This is a genomic window from Methylocystis rosea, from assembly GCF_003855495.1.
GTDB lineage: Bacteria > Pseudomonadota > Alphaproteobacteria > Rhizobiales > Beijerinckiaceae > Methylocystis > Methylocystis rosea_A.
The window spans coordinates 1,080,288-1,101,050 of sequence record NZ_CP034086.1; the positions used below are offsets into that span (position 1 = coordinate 1,080,288).

The 20,763-nt window shown below is 62.4% G+C and carries 19 protein-coding genes and 1 other RNA gene; 8 read left to right on the forward strand and 12 right to left on the reverse strand.

Annotation, left to right across the window (positions count from 1 at the left end):
- The first annotated feature begins 99 nt into the window (after nt 1-99).
- Complete coding sequence (locus EHO51_RS05135; protein WP_124737994.1) at nt 100-1,014, forward strand: phytanoyl-CoA dioxygenase family protein; 915 nt, start codon at nt 100-102, stop codon at nt 1,012-1,014.
- Between the two features lie 65 nt (nt 1,015-1,079).
- Here the strand turns inward: EHO51_RS05135 and EHO51_RS05140 are convergent, their stop codons facing one another.
- From EHO51_RS05140 to EHO51_RS05160, 5 genes are all read right to left on the reverse strand, one after another.
- Nucleotides 1,080-1,796 carry an FkbM family methyltransferase gene (locus EHO51_RS05140; RefSeq protein WP_124737995.1) on the reverse strand — a complete coding sequence of 239 codons (717 nt, stop codon included), beginning with the start codon at nt 1,794-1,796 and terminating at the stop codon, nt 1,080-1,082.
- Between the two features lie 30 nt (nt 1,797-1,826).
- Nucleotides 1,827-3,566, reverse strand: a complete 1,740-nt coding sequence (locus EHO51_RS05145; RefSeq protein ID WP_124737996.1) for a methyltransferase domain-containing protein — start codon at nt 3,564-3,566, stop codon at nt 1,827-1,829.
- Between the two features lie 33 nt (nt 3,567-3,599).
- Nucleotides 3,600-4,829, reverse strand: coding sequence for a class I SAM-dependent methyltransferase (locus tag EHO51_RS05150; protein ID WP_124737997.1), 1,230 nt, complete (start codon nt 4,827-4,829; stop codon nt 3,600-3,602).
- Between the two features lie 144 nt (nt 4,830-4,973).
- Nucleotides 4,974-6,557: a glucan biosynthesis protein gene (locus EHO51_RS05155; RefSeq protein WP_124737998.1), complete on the reverse strand. Its 1,584-nt coding sequence runs from the start codon at nt 6,555-6,557 to the stop codon at nt 4,974-4,976.
- Nucleotides 6,558-6,656: 99 nt separating this feature from the next.
- A complete protein-coding gene (locus EHO51_RS05160) occupies nt 6,657-6,890 on the reverse strand; it encodes a hypothetical protein (protein WP_014890049.1) in 234 nt (77 codons plus the stop codon).
- 272 nt (nt 6,891-7,162) lie between these two features.
- Here EHO51_RS05160 and EHO51_RS05165 point away from each other — a divergent pair, with 272 nt between their 5' ends.
- The 4 genes from EHO51_RS05165 (at nt 7,163) to EHO51_RS05180 (ending at nt 12,396) form a co-directional block, all read left to right on the forward strand.
- Nucleotides 7,163-8,623, forward strand: coding sequence for an amino acid permease (locus EHO51_RS05165; RefSeq protein WP_124737999.1), 1,461 nt, complete (start codon nt 7,163-7,165; stop codon nt 8,621-8,623).
- Between the two features lie 147 nt (nt 8,624-8,770).
- Nucleotides 8,771-10,213: a cryptochrome/photolyase family protein gene (locus tag EHO51_RS05170; RefSeq protein WP_124740048.1), complete on the forward strand. Its 1,443-nt coding sequence runs from the start codon at nt 8,771-8,773 to the stop codon at nt 10,211-10,213.
- 107 nt (nt 10,214-10,320) lie between these two features.
- Nucleotides 10,321-11,343 carry a nicotinate-nucleotide--dimethylbenzimidazole phosphoribosyltransferase gene (gene cobT, locus EHO51_RS05175; RefSeq protein ID WP_124740049.1) on the forward strand — a complete coding sequence of 341 codons (1,023 nt, stop codon included), beginning with the start codon at nt 10,321-10,323 and terminating at the stop codon, nt 11,341-11,343.
- 99 nt (nt 11,344-11,442) lie between these two features.
- Entirely contained in the window at nt 11,443-12,396 is a 954-nt protein-coding gene (locus EHO51_RS05180) for a LysM peptidoglycan-binding domain-containing protein (RefSeq protein WP_164479348.1), read from the forward strand.
- Nucleotides 12,397-12,470: 74 nt separating this feature from the next.
- Here the strand turns inward: EHO51_RS05180 and EHO51_RS05185 are convergent, their stop codons facing one another.
- From EHO51_RS05185 to mnmA, 5 genes are all read right to left on the reverse strand, one after another.
- Complete coding sequence (locus tag EHO51_RS05185) at nt 12,471-12,851, reverse strand: hypothetical protein (RefSeq protein WP_018407976.1); 381 nt, start codon at nt 12,849-12,851, stop codon at nt 12,471-12,473.
- A 77-nt stretch (nt 12,852-12,928) separates the two neighbouring features.
- Complete coding sequence (locus EHO51_RS05190; protein ID WP_124738001.1) at nt 12,929-13,531, reverse strand: 5-formyltetrahydrofolate cyclo-ligase; 603 nt, start codon at nt 13,529-13,531, stop codon at nt 12,929-12,931.
- Nucleotides 13,532-13,557: 26 nt separating this feature from the next.
- Nucleotides 13,558-13,712, reverse strand: a non-coding RNA gene (ssrS, locus tag EHO51_RS05195) — 6S RNA.
- 78 nt (nt 13,713-13,790) lie between these two features.
- Entirely contained in the window at nt 13,791-14,513 is a 723-nt protein-coding gene (locus tag EHO51_RS05200) for a class I SAM-dependent methyltransferase (RefSeq protein ID WP_124738002.1), read from the reverse strand.
- On the reverse strand, nt 14,510-15,742 hold the full coding sequence (mnmA, locus tag EHO51_RS05205) for a tRNA 2-thiouridine(34) synthase MnmA (protein ID WP_124738003.1): 1,233 nt from the start codon (nt 15,740-15,742) through the stop codon (nt 14,510-14,512). The genes EHO51_RS05200 and mnmA overlap by 4 nt, the downstream gene beginning before the upstream one ends.
- A gap of 239 nt (nt 15,743-15,981) precedes the next feature.
- Between mnmA and EHO51_RS05210 the strand changes: the two genes are divergently transcribed.
- Entirely contained in the window at nt 15,982-16,914 is a 933-nt protein-coding gene (locus EHO51_RS05210; RefSeq protein ID WP_026222902.1) for a ribose-phosphate pyrophosphokinase, read from the forward strand.
- A 22-nt stretch (nt 16,915-16,936) separates the two neighbouring features.
- Here the strand turns inward: EHO51_RS05210 and EHO51_RS05215 are convergent, their stop codons facing one another.
- On the reverse strand, nt 16,937-17,398 hold the full coding sequence (locus EHO51_RS05215; RefSeq protein ID WP_124738004.1) for a hypothetical protein: 462 nt from the start codon (nt 17,396-17,398) through the stop codon (nt 16,937-16,939).
- Between the two features lie 135 nt (nt 17,399-17,533).
- Here EHO51_RS05215 and EHO51_RS05220 point away from each other — a divergent pair, with 135 nt between their 5' ends.
- Nucleotides 17,534-18,478, forward strand: coding sequence for a helix-turn-helix domain-containing protein (locus tag EHO51_RS05220; RefSeq protein WP_124738005.1), 945 nt, complete (start codon nt 17,534-17,536; stop codon nt 18,476-18,478).
- A gap of 31 nt (nt 18,479-18,509) precedes the next feature.
- Here EHO51_RS05220 and EHO51_RS05225 read toward each other — a convergent pair whose 3' ends face one another.
- Nucleotides 18,510-19,022, reverse strand: coding sequence for a DUF1697 domain-containing protein (locus EHO51_RS05225; RefSeq protein WP_124738006.1), 513 nt, complete (start codon nt 19,020-19,022; stop codon nt 18,510-18,512).
- Nucleotides 19,023-19,149: 127 nt separating this feature from the next.
- On the opposite strand from EHO51_RS05225, the gene EHO51_RS05230 reads away from it, so the two are divergent.
- Entirely contained in the window at nt 19,150-20,685 is a 1,536-nt protein-coding gene (locus tag EHO51_RS05230; protein ID WP_164479349.1) for an acyl-CoA synthetase, read from the forward strand.
- Nucleotides 20,686-20,763: the final 78 nt, after the last annotated feature.

Below are 20,763 nucleotides of genomic sequence, written 5' to 3' on the forward strand. Positions count from 1 at the left end.
GACGCTTATCCCTACTCTTGTCGTGCGTAGCCTCGAGTTTGGCGGTCGGACATGTTTTCCGCTAAGTTGCGGAGCGAGCCAGCGGTTGGAGAAGTAAAGATGGAGATTCCGAAGAACATTTTTCAGTATGACTGGGCGGCGATGAGTGCAGCCGACCAACGCGCGTTCTTTGCGAAGAACGGCTTCTTGGTGATCCCTCAGCTTTTTACCCCCGAAGAAGTCGATTTAATGCACAAGGAAATTGAGCAGTACGGACTCGCCGAAAAGAAAATCGATATGAGCGAAGCCTTCTGTTCCGCGCCGTCCTTTGCGCCGATGGTCGATCATCCAAAGCTTGTTTCAGCGCTCACGAGTATCCTCGGCTCCAACTTCATCTGCTTCAAAGGCGCTTATGTCCCCAAGCCTTCCAAGCCTGGCGTCAGCGCTCCTCATCGGACGGCGTTGCATGTTGACTACGGCATCTTGGAGCGCGAGGGCGACTATCGGAACTCCAACGCCTTATGGGTGAATGTCGCTTGCTACCTGAGTGATATGACGTTCGAGCACGCGCCATTCGCGGTTGTGCCCGGTAGCCACAATTACTTTCACCTTGAGCCTGGAACGGACATGGAGAGCCTGAAGGAGGAGGCTGTCACGTTACTGGCGAAAGCGGGCGACGCCATTCTATTTTTGCATAATACCGTGCATGCCGGTGGTTCGAACGTTTCCGGATACACGCAGCACATATTGTTCTGTAGTTACAGAGCGGCTTGGGCGCGTCATATAGGCCGCGTTACAGAATGGCCGAAGCAGTTCGTTGAAAACTCGCCGCCCTCAAGGCAGCGCTTGATCTCCGGCTTGAACGCAGGTGACGCGCAGGAAGAGCTACCCGCAGTCGTCAAGCGTTACGTCCCAGCCTCCGTCCTTAAAAAATCCGCAGAAACCCTGTCGACGCTCGGAAAGTACTCAAAGGCCAAGTCTCTAACGCGATTGGGCGATCGGCTTTGGGCGGCCTATGAAAAAAGGGTGGAATAGCGCGCTCGGATTTTTGGCCGTGTGGGCCGTGCCGTAAACGGCGCCGCGCACGTTAGTCGCGAGCATTACTTTTTAAGCTTCGCCACAAAGTCTAACAGGCGAGTCCATAGAGGCTTTCTCGGTTCCTCAATATTGGCGAAGCTTTTCGCGACATAGACGTCATTTGGCTCAAGGCGACTCCACATGGCGTAGCCGGCTTTTTTCATGAACTCGACGTATTCCTCTTTATTAAAGAGGTTTTCGAGGATGACGACGCTGGGATTAAATTTTTCCAGCGACAGCCCTCGCAATACGTTCAGCTCCCAGCCTTCGACGTCGATCGCGAGGATGTCGATGTGATCGATTTCGGGCTCATGTTCCTTCAAAATGGTGTCTAACCGCCGCACTTTGACCGGCACTGTCTTGACGCGCGTGTTGTTCTTGACGGTCTCGTGAAGTTCGGCGAACTCGTCTTTTATGCCGAGAGACGAGAAAGACTCGAAAGAAACGGACCCGCCTAGGTAATCGGCGCCCTGAGAGTCGACGACGAAGAAATCCATGTCGTCGGCGTCAACGTCGCTGCAAGCGTATTCATAGATTTGGTGTCCGCGGCTTCGATGGGCCTGGCAAAATTCCGGATTTGGCTCGATCGCGACGATCTTCCATCCAAGGTCGCGAAACCTTGCGCTGATGGACAGATAGTCGGGAAGGGCGGCGCCGACCTCGACAAACACGCCCGGCTCGCTCTTATCCTTGAAGAATTTATCGTGGACCAGGATGTCCACGTCTTTTTCGGCCGTCATGGAGTCCCGCCCTGTGGTTTGATTTTCAATTCACCGCCCGACGCCAAAAATGCGTTTGATGGCGGTCATCTTGTCTTCTCGAGGAATGCTCGACGCTGGCGATTGCGCGAGCAATTCCCGCCAAACAGGTTGCGTGTTCGCCATGCGAACGGAGTCGGCGTCGAGCTTTCTGAACACGAAGCCCGCGAAGCCGTATTCGCTGCCTTCATACTCAAAATCTTCGACCCCTTCGGCCCAGATTGGCGGGTCGACAAGCGCGCATTCTCCCATGGCGTTGATCAACCTGTCACGCAAATCATGAGTCGTGTACAGGCGGTGATCGACGATCGGCTTGATTTGTCCCGGTCGCCAGCTTTCCTTGAAATCCACGGTCAGCACCGCGAGGCCGCCTGGCCGGAGGAATTCGCTGATAATTCGGACGAATTGCTCGTCATCGGCCACATGTTCAAGAACCGATACGCTAAGGCATAGGTCATAAGAGCCTAGCCGGGCCTCGGGAGAGCGATAGAAATCGAGCAACGTCATCCCGTTGACGTTCGGGTCGATCTCATCGATCCGGTAGCCTTGCTCGCAGAGCGTCGCGACGGCGGTGTCTTCAAAGGAGCCGGCCGCCAAGATGCGGGCGTTAGGGCATTCGGCGAGAAAGCGCTGAGCGGTGTCGAGCGCAAAGCCTTGCTGAATATTCGCGCGTTCGATCTTACGGGCGAGCATGTCTGGGACATGTTGTGCAAGATCGCTGATCGCGTCGCTATAAGCGGCCCGCGAGCGATCGTCGAGAATCTTGTTGAAGCCGCGTCGATCGGGCGTGGCGCGGCTCGCCTCTCGCGCTCTCATCGCGTCGATCATGGACCGGTTCAACTCGGCCGCCACCTTCTCCGGCGCAGCGGCGTCGCGCAGCGCTTTGAGCATGGACGTGTCGCCTTCGGCGATATCGATCAGGTCGCGATCTTCGATGAAGATCGAAGGATTAACATGAAACATGTGGCGAAACATCGCCGAGCGCGTCAGTGCGAAAGGACGTCCCGACGCCAAAGCAAAGTCGACGCAACTTGAGATGCCGGACGACATGTCGTCATAGACGAAAGCATTCATCGTATTCGAGGCAAGAAACTCAACGATCTGCGCATTGTCAAAAAAATGGCTCGTCGCCTGCAACTCAATACCAGGTTTGGTGATTGCTTTAGTGCATTTCTCGACTGTTTCGGCGAAGCGGGACTCAGGCACGATGCTGGGGTCATCATGCGGGGGGAGGTTGATTCGAATCACGGCGCGGTCGAATTGGTCGTTCACCAGCTCGCAGAGCCGATCGAAGCCTTTGCCCGGCGTCGCGAAGCCGAAAGAGCCGATCGTGAAGACCTCGGGCGGCTGCGGTGATTTTGCCGGGGAGGCCGGAAGAAACCGCGGCGCGCGCAGTATTGCGGGATTGCGGGGAACGAGCGTCGGATCGAGGCAAATGAGGAAATCGAACGGTGCGACACTCGCATGATCGGCGATTTCCTGGGTCACCTGATGGAGGACGCCAAAGAGCGTCGCGCCGAGCTCCGCCGTCGGCGCCGTCGTAAGCCAATTCATCGTGCTAGGATGATGATTGAAGAGAATGACGTCCGGCTTCGCGTCGTGAACGGCGGTCTTCAATTCCTCGAATCCCGCGCATTCTACATAGGACCAGTTGATCGTCTGATCTTTCGTCAAGACGTCATATAAGTTCCGGCCATATTGATAGACGCCGCAATGTTCGCCTTTGTGTGAGACAATGAGGCCCGCTAGCATTGCTTCAACTCCAAAATGGGTGCGTTGAGTTGATCAGACGATCTCGATCTCCGGAAAGGGGAAGATCATCTTGCCGCCGCTGGCGAGATATTCCTGCTCCCGCGCCAATATCCCGTCCTTGAAATGCCAGGGAAGCACGAGGAAGTAATCCGGCTTCATCGCCCGCGCCTCGGCTTCCGAAACGATCGGGATATGTGAGCCGGGCGTGAAGCAGCCGAATTTGTCGGGATTGACCTCGGCGATCGCCTCGACGAGGTCGGGGCCGATGTCGCAGAATTGCAGCACCACATTGCCCTTGGTCGAGGCGCCGTAGCCGAGGATGCGCTTGTTGTCGTCCTTGAGCGCGCGCAGCAGCCGGCGCAAATCCTCGCGATGGCGGAACACGCGATCTTCGAAATCGCGGTAGGGGCGAGGCGTGTTCAGCCCCATCCGCTCCTCTTGAGCCAACAGCCAGTCGATCACCGCGAGATTGCGCTTGCGCTGCGCGTTCTTGTGGCCGGCGGTGACGGCGAAACTGCCGCCGTTGACCGCGTTCATCTGCACGTCGAGAATCTCAAGATCGGCCGCGCCGAGAATTTTCTCGATGACCCCCAGCGAGTAATATTCGATGTGCTCGTGGCAGATCGTGTCGTAGGAGGTGAGCCGCAGCATTGACGGCATATAGCTCTGCTCGAAATGCCATACCCCGTCGGGCGCGAGCGCCTTGGCGACTTCGCGGGCGAACCAGACCGGGTCGTCGAGGTCGTAGAACATCGCGATTGACGTGACGATCTTCGCCCGCTTCGGCGAGAGCTTTTCAAACGCCTGCGAAGAGAAGAACTCCGGCGCAAGCTTGATATCGTCTGGATAATATTGTCGGAACTTGGCGCCGGTGGGATCAATGCCGATACGCGTCAAGCCCGACGTCGTATAGGCCTTGAGAGACGTCGCGTCGTTTGAGCCGATGTCGAGCACCGCGTCGCCTGGCTTGAGATCGGCGAATCGCTCGAGATGGGCGATCTTCTGGGTCAGGTGTCGCACCATCGACTGATTGAGGCCCGAACGATAACCGTAGTTCTCGCCATACATCTCGCTTGCTTCATAGCTGTGCGCGAGCTGCAGCAGGCCTGAATCAGGGCACCAGACGAGTTCCAGAGGGCCGACCGTGACAGGCGTCTCGCGGGAGCTCGGAAAAACGCCCGTGAGCGCCTGGTCGCCGAGCGCCAGAACCGAGACGAGATTGGTGGAGCCGCTAACGCGACACTTGGTAATTCGCTTCGTCATTTTCCAATTTCCTGGCGCATTCGCGAATGAACGTCCGCAGCCTGAGAGGCGTTGCGAACGAGGCGAGGAAGCCTTTCCCTATATGCCTCTTAGCAACTCACCGAAGTCTTGGCCTGAAGACGGCGGGAGTGTCAATCGCCCCTGTTAGAGCGGGTGATACTGATACAGCCAATTTTCCGAAAGCACCTCATCGCCGTTCTTAAGGAACAGGCGCATCTCTACAGGCTCGGAGCCTTCCACGGTCAGGTCGAATTGCGCTCGCCAATGGCCCGGCACATTGTCAAAAACCGCTTCGGTGAACACGTAGGAGAACGTTCCGCGCGACGCCCATAACACCGGTTCGGGCTTCACCCCAAAGGGGAGCTTGGCGAGGGGCTCGCCCAAAAACTCCACCATAAATTTGCGCACGCCCTTGGGCCGCGGCCTGCCGGGTTGGCCGCCGTTGCCGAGCCTCGTCGCGACGCAGCGCGCGAGTTTGGTCGGGTAGGGCTCGTCCGCAAGCCAGTGCAGCCGATAGGAATATTCGAAGGAGGCGCCGGGAACGGCGGGCTTTTCGGGCGCCCAGATGACGACGATATTGTCGTGGATCTCGTCGTCCGTCGGAATTTCGATGAGTTGAATCGCGCCCTTGCCCCAATCGCCCTTGGGTTCGATCCACACGCTCGGGCGGCGATCGTAGAAGACGTTGTCGAGATAGTGATCGTAATTGCGATCGCGCTGCATCAGGCCGAAGCCTTTGGGATTGTTGTCGCCAAACGCCGACGCCATGACCCGGTTCGGATTGTTCAACGGCCGCCACAAGCGCTCGCCCGCGCCGGTCCACATGCTCAACCCGTCGGAATCATGCACTTCAGGCCGCCAATCGATCGCTGTCGGCTTCATCGTCTCCGAGAACCAGAACATCGAGGTGAGCGGGGCGACGCCAAAGCGCGTGAAGGCGCCGCGCAAATACAGCGAGCAGTCGATGTCCATGACGACGCCCTTGCCGCGCGTCATCAGGAAGCGATAGGCGCCGACGATCGACGGCCCTTCGAGCAGCGCATGCAGGACGACGCCGTCGGCGGTCTCCGGCCCGATGTAAATTTCAGTGAAATCAGGGAATTCTTCGTTCGATCCCGCCTGCCAGGTGTCGAGCGCAACGCCCCGGGCCGACATGCCATACTGGCGCAATTCGCCGATCGCGCGGAAATATGACGCGCCCAGAAACGCCACCCAGTCGTTTTTCTTCCAGTCGAGCACGCCGTCCTTGGCCTCCTGAATGCGAAATCCCGCGAAGCCGGCGCCGGGCGGCAGTTGGCGCGCGATCGAATCCGCCGGCATATTGAAGTAGCTCGTATCGTAAAGAACCTCGCGCGCCTCGCCGTTTTCGACGACATTCATGCGCACGGCCTTCTTGAAGAACATCCCAAGGTGGAAGAACTCTACGGGGAATCGCTCTTTGGTGTCGGCGAAAAGCGCGTGATCGGTGTTGTAGGTGATCTGTCCCCACTTCTCGTAGTCGATCTGCGAGGTGATCTCGGGGGCAGGGATATTCGGCTTGCGGTAAGGCTGTTTGACGAGCCGCTGCGCCGTCTGCTTGAGCGTCTCGAAGGAGAAAGGCCGCGCTTCGCCGAGCCGAAGATTGGAGACGCTCGTCGCCGCCTCGCTGCGAGGCGCGCCTACGGCGCCCAAGGCGCTCGTCGCCGCCGCCGCTTTGATAAACGAGCGACGATCCTGCTTCTCGACCATCTCTGCGTCCTTGTTGCGAAGTTTGGGAGATGCGCGCCTGGGTCTACTGCCGCCGCGAGCCTGTCGGGGGGCGCGAGACATTAAGGCGCGGGACCCTAATTAGCCGCGAATCGGCTCATTGCGGATGGCGGTCCGCATGAAGAAGTAGAGTCCGATTAGCCCGGCGAGGGAGAAGATGATTTCGAGCGAGCGGCTGATGAGGGGATCAAGCTGAAAAAGGCCGCCGAGCGCCCAGCCCGCGGCCCAGGATGCGCCGACAAGTTCGGTGCCAACCAAGATCGCCACGGCGACGAGCGTCGACAGGCGCAGATAATTGATGGGCTTCTGGCTCATGACGTCATTCTCGAGCTCGACCCCTTAACAGGCGGCCGACGCCGCGCTCGCGTCGTGCTATAGCAAAGGCTGCTGCAAGGCAAGCCGGACCGACCGCGCCGCGTGCGCAGATGAGCGCGAAGTCTTGGATCTTAAACGCTGATTGACGCGCGCCGCGATTCGCATTTCGCTTCCCGCAGTCTTTCCGCTTGTATGTTTTGGCGCTGCAACGATAATCGGCGCCGCCGAAGGCGCGGCGCGCTCGCCACGTCGCGAATTCGAAAGGGGGACGCTTGTTCGAGGGCGCCAGCAAGAGCTATCTGAACCGCAAATCCGTCCACAAGATCATCGCCGATCACGCCGCCGAAGGAGACGGCCTCAAGCGCGCGCTTGGTTGGGCGTCGTTGATGTCGCTTGGAGTCGGCGGCATCATTGGCGCCGGCATTTTCGTGCTGACCGGCACGGCGGCGGCGAATTACGCCGGGCCCGGCGTCATGATCTCATTCATGCTGTCGGGGCTCGCCTGCGCCTTTGTCGCGCTCTGCTACGCGGAGCTTGCGTCGCTCATTCCCGTCTCCGGGAGCACCTACACTTACACCTATGTGACGCTCGGCGAGATTTTCGCCTGGATCATCGGCTGGAATCTGGTGCTCGAATACGCAGCCGGCGCGGCGACGGTCGCCGTCGGCTGGGCCGGCTACTTCAATCGCGTGATGCAAGGGTTTGGCGTTCATGTGCCGCCCGAACTGACGACCGCCTTTTTTGCCGATCCGACCGCGCATGGGGCGCCGCCCGGCGCCGTGCATGGCTTGTTCAACGTTCCCGCCGCCGGAATCGTCCTGCTGCTCACCGCGCTGCTCGTGCGCGGCACGTCCGAGTCGACGCTGTTCAATAACGTCATCGTCGCCATCAAGGTCACTGTCGTGCTGATGGTGATTGTGTTTGGCGCTGCGCATATCGACCAAGCCAATTGGTCGCCCCTCGTTCCGGAGAACGCCGGCGAGTTCGGCACTTACGGCTGGAGCGGCGTCGTGCGCGGCGCTTCGGTGGTGTTCTTCGCCTATATCGGATTCGACTCCGTCTCGACTGCCGCGCAGGAGGCGCATAATCCACAACGGGACGTGCCGATCGGCATTATCGGCTCGCTCATCATCTGCACGATTCTCTACATCGCCGTGGCGGCCGTGGCGACCGGCGTCGTCAACTACAAGGAGCTGGGCGTTCCGGACCCGATGGCGCTGGTCATGGATCGCACCGGCGTCTCGTGGCTCGCCTGGGCGGTGAAGCTCGGCGCGCTGGCCGGACTGACGACGGCGATTCTCGTGCTGCTCTACGGACAGACGCGCATCTTCTTCTCCATGGCGCATGATGGCCTGTTGCCCCCGATCTTTGCGAGGCTTCACCCGGCATGGCGCACGCCCGCCGTAAGCCAAATCCTCGTCGGGGTGGTTGTGGCGCTCGCGGCGGGTCTGTTGCCGCTCGACATTCTTGGCGAAATGGTGAGCATCGGGACGCTGGCGGCTTTCGCGCTCGTCTGCTTGGCCGTGCTGCGCCTGCGTCGAATGCACCCGGAAATCAGGCGTCCGTTCCGCGCGCCGGGGATCCCATGGTTGCCGGTCGCCGGCATCTTGTCCTGTTTCGCGCTGATGGTCGCACTTCCGCTCGACACTTGGCTCCGGTTGCTGATCTGGACCGTCATCGGGATCGCGATCTACCTCCTTTATGGCCTCAAGCACGCCAAACGCCTCCATTAGGCGGCTGGCGCGACGAGATTGACGTCCTGAAAGCGCAGACGGGGGAACCCTTGGCGGCCGGCGAGGTTACGACTTAGTCCCGATCCTTCGACGCAGCGAAAGGAGCGGGGCGTGACCTTTCGGAATGTCGAACGGGGTTCAAGCGATATGAATGCGCCGGCGATCGTCTGGTTTCGCAATGATTTGCGCATCTCTGACAATCCGGCGCTTTTGGCTGCTGCACGATCGGGAGCGCCGCTCGTCGCCCTTTACATCCTGGACGATGAAAGCCCCGGAGAATGGCGCGTCGGCGCCGCGGCGCGTTGGTGGCTGCACCATTCTCTCGCGGCGCTGTCGCAGAGCCTCGCCCAGCGAGGCGTGCCGCTGACGCTGCGGCGAGGCCGCCCCCAGTATGTGTTCGAACAGATCATCGCCGAAACCGGCGCCGGAGCCGTTTTTTGGAACAGGCTTTACGAGCCCTGGGCGATCCGGCGAGATGCGGAACTCGAGGCGCAGCTGCGCGATGATGCTGTAGAAACTCATCTTTTTCAAGACTCTGTGCTCTTCGAGCCGGAAAAGCTTCGCACCAAGCAGGGCGAGAATTTCCGGATGTTCACGCCTTTTTGGCGGGCCTGCCTCGCCGCGCCGCCGCCGGACCGGCCCCTTCCGGCGCCCGAAATCCTGCACGCCGCGCCGCTTCCGCCCGACAGCGACGATCTCGACGCCTGGCGGCTGCTGCCTCAGAACCCCGATTGGGCGATCGGCATGCGCAAGGTCTGGCTCGTCGGCGAGACGGCCGCGCGCGCCGAACTTGCAGACTTCGCGCGCCACCATGTCGGCGACTACAAGGTTGAACGCGACTTCATGGGCCGAGTCGGCGTCTCCAGGCTTTCCCCGCATCTGCACTTTGGCGAATTGTCGCCGCGCGAAGTCTGGCACGCGATCAGCGACCCTGGGAGCATCGGCGGCGAAGCCTATCTGAGAGAGCTTGGCTGGCGGGAGTTCTGCCACCACTTGCTGATCTCCCACTGGGACCTGCCGGACCGCCCTTTGGACAGGACCTTCGAGCGCTTTCCCTATCGCGACGACGAGACCTCGCTCGACGCTTGGAGGAACGGTCAGACCGGCTATCCGCTCGTCGACGCGGCGATGCGCGAATTGTGGATCACGGGCTGGATGCACAATCGCGCGCGTCTGGTTTCGGCAAGCTTCCTGATCAAGCACCTGCTCATTGACTGGCGGAAGGGGGAGCGCTGGTTCTGGGACACGCTGGTCGACGCCGATCTCGCCAACAACAGCGCCAATTGGCAGTGGGTGGCGGGCTGCGGCGCCGACGCCGCGCCTTACTTCCGCATCTTCAACCCTTCGCTTCAGGGCGAAAAATTTGATCCGGACGGCGCGTATGTGCGCCGTTACGTGCCGGAGCTCGCGGGGCTCGACGCCCGCTACATCCATCGTCCGTGGGCGGCGCCAGACGACGTCTTGCGCGCGGCCGGCGTCGTGCTTGGCGTCACCTATCCGCATCCGATCGTCGACCATGGCGAGGCGCGGGAGCGCGCGCTCGCCGCTTTCGAGGCCGTGCGGGCCCAACCGTCGTTGCGGGAAGCGTAGCGGCAAAGCCAGGAAACGAAGCCGACGCTCGCAATGACGGCTCCTGCGCTGCGCCAGAATGACGCGAGCGCTCGCCAATGTCGCCGCGACCCGGTAAAGCCGGCGGCATGTCTCACGCCGTTCATCCCTTTGAAGAAATCCGTATCCTGTTGGCGGCTCTGCCAGGCCCGGATCTGCATGCCGCGGCGGCGGTCCGCGCGCGCGACGGCCGGCTCACCAAGCCGCCCGGCGCGCTCGGTCGTCTCGAAGAGATCGTCGAATGGCTCGCAGCCTGGCAGGGCAGGGCGGCGCCCGCGATCGAGCGCCCGCTCGTCGCGGTTTTCGCCGCCAATCACGGCGTCGTGGCGCAGGGGGTTTCGGCCTTCCCGGCGAGCGTCACGCAACAGATGGTGGCGAATTTTCTCACTGGCGGCGCGGCGATCAATCAGATCTGCAAGTCCTATGGCGTCGGCCTGAAGGTCTATGAGCTGGCGCTCGAACGGCCGACGGCAGATTTTACTGTGGCGCCGGCCATGGACGAGCGCGAAGCGGCGGCGACCTTCGCCTATGGGATGGAGGCGATCCAGGGCGATATCGATCTCCTGGCCCCAGGCGAGATGGGCATTGGCAATACGACGAGCGCGGCGGCGATCTATGCCGCGCTTTACGGCGGGCCCGCCTCGCGCTGGACCGGACGCGGCACGGGCGTCGACGACGCTGGGCTTTCGCGCAAGAACGCTGCAATCGACGCCGCGCTGGCGTTGCATGCGCGGGATCTCTCCGATCCTTTAGAAATCCTGCGCCGGCTTGGCGGGCGGGAGATCGCGGCGATGATGGGCGCCATCGCCGCCGCCCGCCTCAACCGCATTCCCGTGGTGCTTGACGGCTATGTCGCCTGCGCCGCCGCCGCGCTGCTCCACGCTATCGCGCCCGAGTCGATCGCCCATTGCTTAGCGGGCCATGTCTCGGCGGAGGGGGCGCATCGCGACGTTCTGACGCGGCTTGGCAAACGCCCGCTGCTCGATCTCGACATGCGGCTGGGCGAAGGCTCGGGCGCGGCGCTGGCCATTGGCCTGATTAAAGCGGCGCTTGCGTGTCACAGCGACATGGCCACGTTCGATAGCGCGGGCGTTTCGGAAAAATCAGTATAATTGCGATTGCCTCGCTTCTTCTCAAGAAACTGTCACATAGGCATGTGCATTGAAGTCCGACCGACGGCGCGCAGCTGGCGCCATAAGGAGCCCGGTTGCATGAGTTCAAACCTTACATCCCACGTTGCGGCGATCATTTTGGTGGCGGCGCTCGTGGCGGCGCTGACCTTTCATCTCACCCGGATCTTGACTCCGCAGAGGCTACTTCATCTGGCGTATGCCGCCGCCGCGCTCGGGCTGATCTATCTCCTGGGCGACGCCGCGTTCGGCTGGAGCTTCGCCGGCGCGGGCGTGCTGCTCTGGGCCTATCTGGCGCTTTTCCTTCTTGCCGCAGCCCAGGCGGTCCGTCGCCGCATGACGCTGGGCGCGATTGGCCTGCCATGGCTGTCGGCGCTGATTCAGCTCGGGGTCGTCGCCTATATGTTTGCCCCTCTATCATTCCAGAAGCCGCCGGTGACGGCGGCGCTGTTCCTGTATTTCGCCTTCGAGGCGCTGGTCTGGCTGCGCGGAAGCGAGCCGGAAGAGCAGCACACGCGCGCCGCGGATGGTCGGGAGCGGCCGGCGCTCGTTCCCCCTAAGCGCCGACGCGGACTTGCCGAGGCCTCGCTTGTCGCAGCCGCTCTCGCGATCGCCTATTTGCTCTTCGTGGGACCCCCTGGGCCCAATGTCGGACCCGATTCGTCGACGGCGCAGCTGCAGGAGCCCCAACCCGAGCAGACTGGCGAATCCGCCGAGCCAACCGAACCTGCAGCGGCCGTCGCGCAGACCGAGCCCGCGGCGTCGGACGCTGCGCCGAAAGCGGAGAGTGAGGCCAGCCAATCGACGGAGCCCGCTGCTCAGGTCGCGGCCAATGAGACTGCGGTCCCTCCCGCACCCGCCGTGGACAGCGGAACGTATACGGCGCGCGCGGGGGACACGTTTAAATCCATCGCCAGGCGGCTCTATGGCGCAACCAGCAAATGGCGCGCGATCGCCGAGCGCAATCCCGATCTAAAGTCGAAAAAGCTGCGCGCCGGTCAGCTCGTCAATCTGCCGTCAGCGCCGACGCGATGAAGTGAGGGAGATAGCGTGAAGTCTCGGCGGCTCTTGTCGAACCGCCGAGACGCTGAGATCGACTCCCCGCTAAATCAGCACATGCAGAGCGCTTCGGACGCCTGATCGTTCCAGCGGTCGCCGACGTAACGGTAGCTTCTGTTTGAACGAAATCTCGAGCCGCCCTGATTGACGTGCTGCCATAATGTGAGCGTGCAGCCGTCCTTCACGCGGAACGACGAAACATGATCGTTCCACGACGGATTGTAGATCGTGCTTTCACACCCGCCGCCGTGGCCATTCGTCGTGCACCCGAGACTTTCGCCGCGCACCATCTTCATCCGCTCAAAATTGTGGAGCGTGTAGCCGGAGCCGCCATAGTCTCGATGCTGGAAAATCCGGCAGGTCGCTTGCGCGCTGGCCGGAAAAAACAAGAGGGCCGCCGTGAGGGCGGCCGCTGTATAGCAAGCCTTCATCTCAAACTCTCCGAAAAAGAAATTTAAATAGTCCGCATCAGCACGTTAACGTGCTGCGTTCTAATTGGTTCCGCGCTCTAGGCGGCGGCGGTGGCGAACCGCAGCGTCTCCTGCTCGGTCATGACGGCGTCGAGCCGCTGGTCATGCGGTTCGATCGGCACATGGTCGGCTTCCTGGCAGGAATAGGCGACGCCGACGGCGATGACCGGCTTTTTGGCGCGAAGGGTCGAGAGCGTGGCGTCATAGATGCCGCCGCCATAGCCCAGCCGAAAACCGCGGCGATCGAAGGCGGCGAGCGGCGAAAACACAATATCGGGGTCGTATGCAGGCTTGTCGTCGCAAGGCTCGGACAGGCCGAACGGCCCTTTGACGAGGTCGTCGCCCGGCGCGAAGGCGCGAAACACCAAGGGATGACGCACCTTGTGCATGACCGGCAGCGTCACGCAAAAACCTGCGGCTGTGAGGGCGTCGATGAGCGGTCGGGTGTTCAACTCGCTGCGGATCGGCCAATAGACGGAAACGACGGGCGGCGCGTTCAGTTTCGCATCGCGCGCAATGCCGGCGACGAGCGCGACGCCCTGGCGCGCGATGGAAGCGGCCGCCTCATGCGCTTCCTGCGGCGCGATGAGATCGCGGCGCGCCAGCGAACGGCGCCGCAGCTCGGCTTTCAAATCGCTCATGCGAGAGCAATAACAGGGAAGGAGAGTGCGGGCCACAAGAGCCGTGGGACATCGATCCCGGGAACCTACAACGTAGGTGGGCGCCATATGACCAAGCCCACGGGCGAGGCCAGGGACAGCTCCCATAAGGATCGATAAGGCCCCGGGGAATAATAGTCCTGCACGCACCCCGCAGCGCCGCCCAATGAATGTAGCGCTATGCGCGGCCGGGCGCCAGTGGCGTCTGCGAGTTTCGCCAGAGCAGGTTCCGAGAAAACGCTTAAGCGAGCGCCAACTCCTTTGGCGCGGACCTTTCGCGTTCTTTTCTCTCCACTGGGAGGCGCTCGATCCGCGTCAGCGTAAACAGACCGAAGGGCGCCAGCGGGCGGCGTTCGACGAGCTTCATTTGCGGATTCTGGTCAATCCAGTCGCCGATGATCGACCAGGGAAATTGCGGCCGCCAGCCGAGCTTCGGCGCCATATGGCGGTCGAGCCAAGCCTCGAACAGCGCGATGGCGTCGTCCTTGCCGCTCACATGGTTGACCAGCACGATCTCGCCGCCCGGCCGCAGCACGCGCGCGAGTTCGTCGAGCATGGCTTGAGGCTCCGGCACGACCGTCAGGACGTAAGGCGCTACGACGCAGCCGAAACTCGCGTCGGAGAACGCCATTCGCGTCGCATCCATTTTCACGAGGCCGGCGACATGGCCGAGACGCTCGCGGCGCACGCGCTGCGCGGCGCGGCGCAGCATCGGCTCCGACAGATCGACGCCGACGACCTGCGCATTGGACGAAAACATCGGCAGTTCGAGTCCCGTTCCGACGCCGACGTCGAGGATCGGTCCGCACGTGTTGGAGGCGGCCGCGGCGGCGGCGCGACGGCCTGGCTTCAACAGAATGTCGAAAGTCAGATCATATATCGGCGCCCAGCGCGCATAAGCGGCCTCGACATTGCTGTTGTCGAGCGTTTCGACTTCGGGCAAAAAATTCCTTGCTTCGCTCATCGAGGCGCCCTTCGCACTTCTGCGGCGCGCAGCGGCGGCGCCTTTGATGCCATCGTCATCGCTGCAGGCTCGATCCCGGCGATAAATCCGCCGCCGAGCACGCGCGCTTCATTTTCGTCTGCGTCGTAGAAGACGCACGCCTGCCCAGGCGAGACGCCGAATTCGCTCGCCGCGAAGACGACCAGCGCGCCGCCGTCGCCGCCCGGGATCAATCGCGCGGGGACTGGCGGCCGCGTCGAGCGCACGCGCGCCATAATGTCGAGGCCCTCGGGCGGCAGGGAAGAGAGCGCGCCGTCGCCAATCCAGTTTACGTCGCGTAGCTGCACCGCGCGCGTGTCCAGCGCCTCGCGCGGGCCGACCACGACCTGAGCCTTCGCGGCGTCAAGACGCAAGACGTAAAGCGGTTCCGCGTCGCGGCCGGCGACTTTTGCGCCCAGCCCCAGGCCGCGGCGCTGCCCGATGGTGTAGTGGATGACGCCGGCGTGGCGTCCCAGCACACGGCCGTCGAGGTGCACGATCTCGCCGGGCACCACCGAAGCTGGCGCAAGCTTCTCGACGACGTCTGTATAGCGCCCCGTCGGGACGAAGCAGATGTCTTGGCTGTCCGGCTTATCGGCGACCTCGAGTCCGAAGCGACGGGCCATGTCGCGAACTTCGGCCTTGGCATAATCGCCGAGCGGAAAGCGCAGCATCCGCAGCTGCTCGCGGGTCGTCGCGAAAAGGAAATAGCTCTGGTCGCGCGCCGCATCCTTGGCGCGGTAGAGCGCACGGCCGCCGCGTCCGTCGTCTCGGGCGGAAATGTAATGGCCGGTCGCGAGCGCGTGCGCGCCGAGGTCCTTCGCCGTCTCCATGAGATCGGCGAATTTGATGAACTGGTTGCAGGCGACGCAGGGCACGGGAGTCTCGCCGCTGGCGTAGCTCGCGGCGAATTCGTCAATCACCTTCTCGCGAAACTTGCTCTCGTAATCGAGAACGAAGTGCGGAATGCCCAGTCGCGCCGCAACATTTCGCGCATCGTGGATGTCGCGCCCCGCGCAGCAGGCGCCCTTGCGGTGCGTGGCTTCCCCGTGATCATAAAGCTGCATCGTGACGCCCACGACGTCGTAGCCCTGCTCCTGCAGCAGAGCGGCGACGACGCTGGAGTCGACGCCGCCCGACATGGCGACGACAACCCGCGTCTCGCGCGGCGAGGAAGGCTGCGGCGCATGATCCGATACGCTATTCGTCATTTTCGGAAGCGACGCCTGTTTTTATACGGAAAGTGGGGCGAGATGGTGAAGGCGCAAAAGCCTCGGCCCGCCGCGCATCGGTGAGGCCGCTGTCACCATTTAGAGCATTACCCGTCCAAGAGGCAATCCTGTCGAAGTTTTTCGACGATCCGACATTCTGGCGTCATATTGTTCGCAGCCGCCAACGCTGCTATGACGCCGCGGCGTTTAAGGCGCGGGGATGGATTTAAATGGCGGCGATGAAACTCCTGGCGGGCAACTCCAACAGGCCGCTGGCGGAGGCGATCGCCGCCCACCTGGGCGTTCAGCTCTGTCGCGCCCAGGTTCGCCGCTTCGCCGACCAGGAAATCTGGGTCGAAATCTTGGAGAATGTGCGGGGGCAGGACACGTTCGTGATCCAGTCCACATCCGCGCCGGCAAACGACCACCTGATGGAGCTCCTGATCATGATCGACGCGCTGCGCCGCGCCTCGGCGCGTCGCATCACGGCGGTCATTCCCTATTTCGGCTACGCCCGCCAGGACCGCAAACAGGGGCCGCGCACGCCGATCTCGGCCAAGCTTGTCAGTAATCTGATCACGCGGGCGGGCGCGGACCGCGTTCTCACCGTGGATCTACACGCTGGCCAGGTTCAGGGCTTCTTTGACATTCCAACGGACAATCTCTTCGCCGCGCCGGTCATTGTGGCGGACATCAAGTCCCACCTTGAGCTCAAGAATGTCATGGTCGTGTCGCCGGACGTCGGCGGCGTGGTGCGCGCGCGGGCGCTGGCGAAGCGCATCGACGCGCCGCTCGCCATCGTCGACAAGCGCCGCGAGCGGGCCGGCGACTCTGAGGTCATGAACATCATCGGCGACGTGAGCGGACACAATTGCATCCTCATCGACGATATCGTCGATTCGGGCGGAACGCTGTGCAACGCCGCCGAAGCCCTGCTCGCGGCGGGTGCCGGCTCCGTCTACGCCTTCATCACCCATGGCGTGCTGTCGGGCGCGGCGGCGGAGCGCATCGCCAACTCTAAGCTGAAGCAGCTTGTCGTCACCGACACGATCCGCGCGACGGCCGCGGTCGAATCCGCCCCGAACATCCGCGTCATTCCGATCGGCCATCTGATCGGCGAGGCGATCGCCCGAACCGCCAGGGAAGAGAGCGTCTCCAGCCTGTTCGACTAGATGTTCCGCCGAACTGCCTCAGTCAGACATCGCGTCGCGAGGGTTTCGGACGGAAGCGGAGGACGGTGAGGCAAGCGCCGGCGAAGCCGAGCGTCGTCGTCACGATGCTCGCCTTAAGATAGACGCCGAATAAAGCCGGGCCCCAGCCTTCCGCCGGCGGGCCATCGAGGATTGGAAACGCCGCCTGCAGGATAAACAGGCTCGAATTGGTGAACGCGCCGATCACCATCGCCCAGCGCACGGGCCAGACCAACGGGATGCGCGTTCCATAGAAGCCGAGCAAGAGCGCGCTCATCAGCAGAAAATCGATATGCGCCTGCAAGACGCGTGAAAATTTCCCCGGGAAAATCGCCAGCATGAGCGGCGCTTCCATTTTGAGCGATACGAGACACCACGCCAGAATGAGCGCGACGAGGATCCACAGGGCGGCGCCCCGGAGGAGAATAATGTTTGTCGTCTCGGCCGATTGCGCGTTGTCCGTCATCACGACATCCTCGGGTTCTTCTCGGCCGATCGCCGGAAGCTCGATACATGCCGCGTTCAGCAAGAAAGCGCTTGACCGGGACGGCTGATAAACTTGTCTGAAACGGCCGTCCGCTGCCGTTGGAGGAAACGATCGATGACGAAGGCGCAGATCCTTTCGACCGAGCACGCTCCGCCGAATCGGCGACGTGATTGGCTATGCGAAGTGATCGGACGCGAATACGCGCGCGTCGACGTGCGTCCTCTTCCGGCGCAACGCCTGTTCAACGAAATGACGATTTATGCGGGGAAGGATGTTCGGCTTTCTTCGATCCGCTCAAACGCCATACTGATCGAAAAGCCCAACCTGCCGTCGCTACCCGACAGCCATGATGTTTATCTCGCGGCCGTATTGCTTTCAGGCGAATATTTTCTGGAGCAGGACGGACGCCAAGTCTCGTTGAAGCCCGGCGATATGACAGTTTACGACGCGACGCGGCCGCATAAAATTTACTGCCCGGGAAAATTCTCCAAGCTGATTGTCTCGCTGCCGCGCGCGACGACGCGTGCGTTCTCGCCCGAAGTCGACCGCTGCGCGGCGTTGCGAGTCGCTGGCGCCGCGGGAGTCGGCGCGATGGCTGTGTCTTACATCCGGTCCTTCGCGGCCCATGCCGGCGAGCTGACCGGGGAATCTTTCGATTCGATGGCCAGTCACTGCGCCGATCTGATCGCCTTGTCGCTCTTAGAACCCAGCGAACATCACCGGATAGACCGAGGGCGGCAGGCCACGCTGCGCCGGGTGAAGCGGTTCATTGAGAGCCGCCTCGGCGATCCGCGGCTCGATCCAGCGATGGCGGCGCAGACGCTGGGTCTCTCGTCGCGCTATCTCAATTCGCTTTTCGAAGCCGAGGGACTATCGCTGATGCGCTATGTGTGGACGAGGCGTCTCGAGAATTGTCGCCGCGACCTCTGCGCCGACGTTTACGCCCCGATCGGCGAGATCGCCTACCGCTGGGGGTTCAGCGATCTCTCGCATTTCAGCCGCGCCTTCCGTCGGCGGTTTGGACAATCGGCGCGCGAGATGCGTGCAGGCGGCAACTAGTCCCGCCTTGCCTTGGCGTCGGCGCGCATTCTCAAATTTCGCGCGCCATGTCGACGAGTTTTGCGATCGTGCGCATATTGCGCGCCGTGCCATGCATCGCAGCGGGAATTTTGAGTTTCGAGCGACCTATCCCGGCGCCATAATGAACATAAATCTCGCGTGATCCCAAATGCATTTCCTCGTCTGCTTTGCCTACGGCGTGATCTAACGCGTCGGGCGGCGGCGGGGCATCGAGGAAAATCGCCACGGTGAAATTCGCTGGTTTTTCGGGGAAGGGATTTCGGTTGAGAACTGCCTGCATTTCATCGGCGGTGCGCACAAAAACCGCGACGGGCTTTCCGGCATAAGCGAGCAGTCTCGCCTCCAGCTCCGACTTTACCCTTCTTGGAGAGGCTTTGCTCTTAAAGACGACGTTTCCGCTCGCGATATAAGTTTGGACATGATCGAAGCCAGCGTCGACGCACATCGCCTTGAGTTCGGTCATCGCGAGTTTGCCGGTTCCCCCGACATTCACGGCGCGTAACAGCGCGACAAAACGGGTCATGCCAAAGCCGAGCATATCGACTTGGCGCGCGTCAATCTCAAATCGACAAATGCGGCTGCGATCAAATTGCGGGGCCATTCGACTCGACATTCGTCAGACGGCGCGCTCTTGCCCAAGCTGGCGCCGAATGCCAGAAGGCCGTGTGACCCCGAAGATGCTCGACCCCGTTCCGACCCGCTTCAATCTCGCGCGCTATTGCCTCGCCGAAAATGCGCGGCTGCGGTCCGACGCGACGGCGCTCACCGTCGTCGGCGACGCCGGCGCGCAGCGCTGGACCCACGCTGAGCTCGATCTGAGGGTGCGGCGTCTGGCCGCCGGTTTGCGGTCCCTCGGCCTTCCGGCGGGCGCGCGCGTGATGATCCGCATGGGCAACGAAGCAAATGCGGCGCTCGCCTATTTCGCGGCGATCGCCGCCGGCTATGTGGCGCTGCTCGCGTCCTCTCAGCTCACCTTCGAGGAAGCCGAGTTCATGGCGCGCGATTGCGGCGCGTCGGTGCTCGCCTTGGGCGCGTCCTTCGAGAACGAGTCGCATAGCGGAAAATTTCACATCTTGCGCGGCGCCGATCTGGCGCGGCTCGCCGAGAGCGCGCCCATCCCCGACTATGTCGACACCGGCGCCGACGATCCCGCTTATCTCGTTTACACCTCCGGCACGACGAGCCGGCCGAAAGGCGTGTTGCATGCGCATCGCGCCGCCTGGGGCCGACGGCCGATGCGGGAGCATTGGACGGGGCTTGGCCCCGGCGACGTGATGTTGCACGCCGGCGCCATCAATTGGACCTATACGCTTGGCGTTGGCGTCGTCGATCCGCTGTCGGCCGGGGCCAGCGCGGTGCTTTACAACGGGCATCCAGATCCTGCGGTATGGCCGCGTCTCATCGAAACCTATCGCGCGACGATCTTCGCCGCTGTGCCGGGCGTCTTTCGGCAGATCCTCAAATATGGCGCGCCGGAGAGCGCCAATCTATCGAGCCTGCGCCATGCGCTCTCGGCAGGCGCGGCGCTGCCGTCGAGCCTGCTCGCCGATTGGCGCGCCCGTACGGGCAAAGACATCTTCGAAGCCTTCGGCATGAGCGAGATTTCGACCTTCGTCTCCAGCGGGCCGACGGCCCCGGTGCGTCCGGACTCGCCCGGCAGGCCGCAGCCGGGGAGGGCGGTGGCGGCGCTGCCGCAAGAGGGCGGCGAGACTGCGCTTCGGCCAGGCGAAACAGGCCTCCTCGCCGTGCGCCGGGACGATCCGGGCATGATGCTCGGCTATTGGAACCGTGAAGAAGAGGAGCGCGAGGCGTTTCGCGGCGCGTGGTTCGTCTCCGGCGATCTCGTCGAATTCGACGCCGACGGCTACATGTGGCGCCACGGCCGCGTCGACGAAGTCATGAATGCGGGAGGCTACCGGGTCTCGCCGGCGGAAGTCGAGAAAAGGCTGCTCGAGATCAACGACGTCGTTGAAGCGGCGGCGGCGGAGCGCCCGGGGCGCGACGCAACCGCGACGATCATCAAGGCCTATGTCGTGACGCGCGACGGCGCGGCGCGGGACGAAGCGGCCATCCTCGAATACTGCCGCGCGCATCTCGCCGCCTACAAATGTCCGCGCGCGGTCATGTTTCTCGACGCGCTGCCACGCAACGCCAATGGCAAGCTCAATCGCGCGGCCTTGCCGTAAATAGAGAGGGCCCGAAGGTTCGCCGGGGCGAGCGGCGAACGATCGGGCCCTAGGTCCGCTCACAGGGAGGAGCGCGGA

What these genes read in the sequence shown, in the direction of transcription:
- EHO51_RS05155 (WP_124737998.1), bottom strand. Translation starts at nt 6,557, where the DNA reads ATGGTCGAGAAGCAGGATCGTCGCTCGTTTATCAAAGCGGCGGCGGCG.
- EHO51_RS05170 (WP_124740048.1), top strand. Translation starts at nt 8,771, where the DNA reads ATGAATGCGCCGGCGATCGTCTGGTTTCGCAATGATTTGCGCATCTCT.
- EHO51_RS05200 (WP_124738002.1), bottom strand. Translation starts at nt 14,513, where the DNA reads ATGAGCGAAGCAAGGAATTTTTTGCCCGAAGTCGAAACGCTCGACAAC.
- EHO51_RS05160 (WP_014890049.1), bottom strand. Translation starts at nt 6,890, where the DNA reads ATGAGCCAGAAGCCCATCAATTATCTGCGCCTGTCGACGCTCGTCGCC.
- cobT (WP_124740049.1), top strand. Translation starts at nt 10,321, where the DNA reads ATGTCTCACGCCGTTCATCCCTTTGAAGAAATCCGTATCCTGTTGGCG.
- EHO51_RS05185 (WP_018407976.1), bottom strand. Translation starts at nt 12,851, where the DNA reads ATGAAGGCTTGCTATACAGCGGCCGCCCTCACGGCGGCCCTCTTGTTT.
- EHO51_RS05190 (WP_124738001.1), bottom strand. Translation starts at nt 13,531, where the DNA reads ATGAGCGATTTGAAAGCCGAGCTGCGGCGCCGTTCGCTGGCGCGCCGC.
- EHO51_RS05145 (WP_124737996.1), bottom strand. Translation starts at nt 3,566, where the DNA reads ATGCTAGCGGGCCTCATTGTCTCACACAAAGGCGAACATTGCGGCGTC.
- EHO51_RS05215 (WP_124738004.1), bottom strand. Translation starts at nt 17,398, where the DNA reads ATGACGGACAACGCGCAATCGGCCGAGACGACAAACATTATTCTCCTC.
- mnmA (WP_124738003.1), bottom strand. Translation starts at nt 15,742, where the DNA reads ATGACGAATAGCGTATCGGATCATGCGCCGCAGCCTTCCTCGCCGCGC.
- EHO51_RS05220 (WP_124738005.1), top strand. Translation starts at nt 17,534, where the DNA reads ATGACGAAGGCGCAGATCCTTTCGACCGAGCACGCTCCGCCGAATCGG.
- EHO51_RS05225 (WP_124738006.1), bottom strand. Translation starts at nt 19,022, where the DNA reads ATGACCCGTTTTGTCGCGCTGTTACGCGCCGTGAATGTCGGGGGAACC.
- EHO51_RS05140 (WP_124737995.1), bottom strand. Translation starts at nt 1,796, where the DNA reads ATGACGGCCGAAAAAGACGTGGACATCCTGGTCCACGATAAATTCTTC.
- EHO51_RS05230 (WP_164479349.1), top strand. Translation starts at nt 19,150, where the DNA reads ATGCCAGAAGGCCGTGTGACCCCGAAGATGCTCGACCCCGTTCCGACC.
- EHO51_RS05210 (WP_026222902.1), top strand. Translation starts at nt 15,982, where the DNA reads ATGAAACTCCTGGCGGGCAACTCCAACAGGCCGCTGGCGGAGGCGATC.
- EHO51_RS05180 (WP_164479348.1), top strand. Translation starts at nt 11,443, where the DNA reads ATGAGTTCAAACCTTACATCCCACGTTGCGGCGATCATTTTGGTGGCG.
- EHO51_RS05135 (WP_124737994.1), top strand. Translation starts at nt 100, where the DNA reads ATGGAGATTCCGAAGAACATTTTTCAGTATGACTGGGCGGCGATGAGT.
- EHO51_RS05150 (WP_124737997.1), bottom strand. Translation starts at nt 4,829, where the DNA reads ATGACGAAGCGAATTACCAAGTGTCGCGTTAGCGGCTCCACCAATCTC.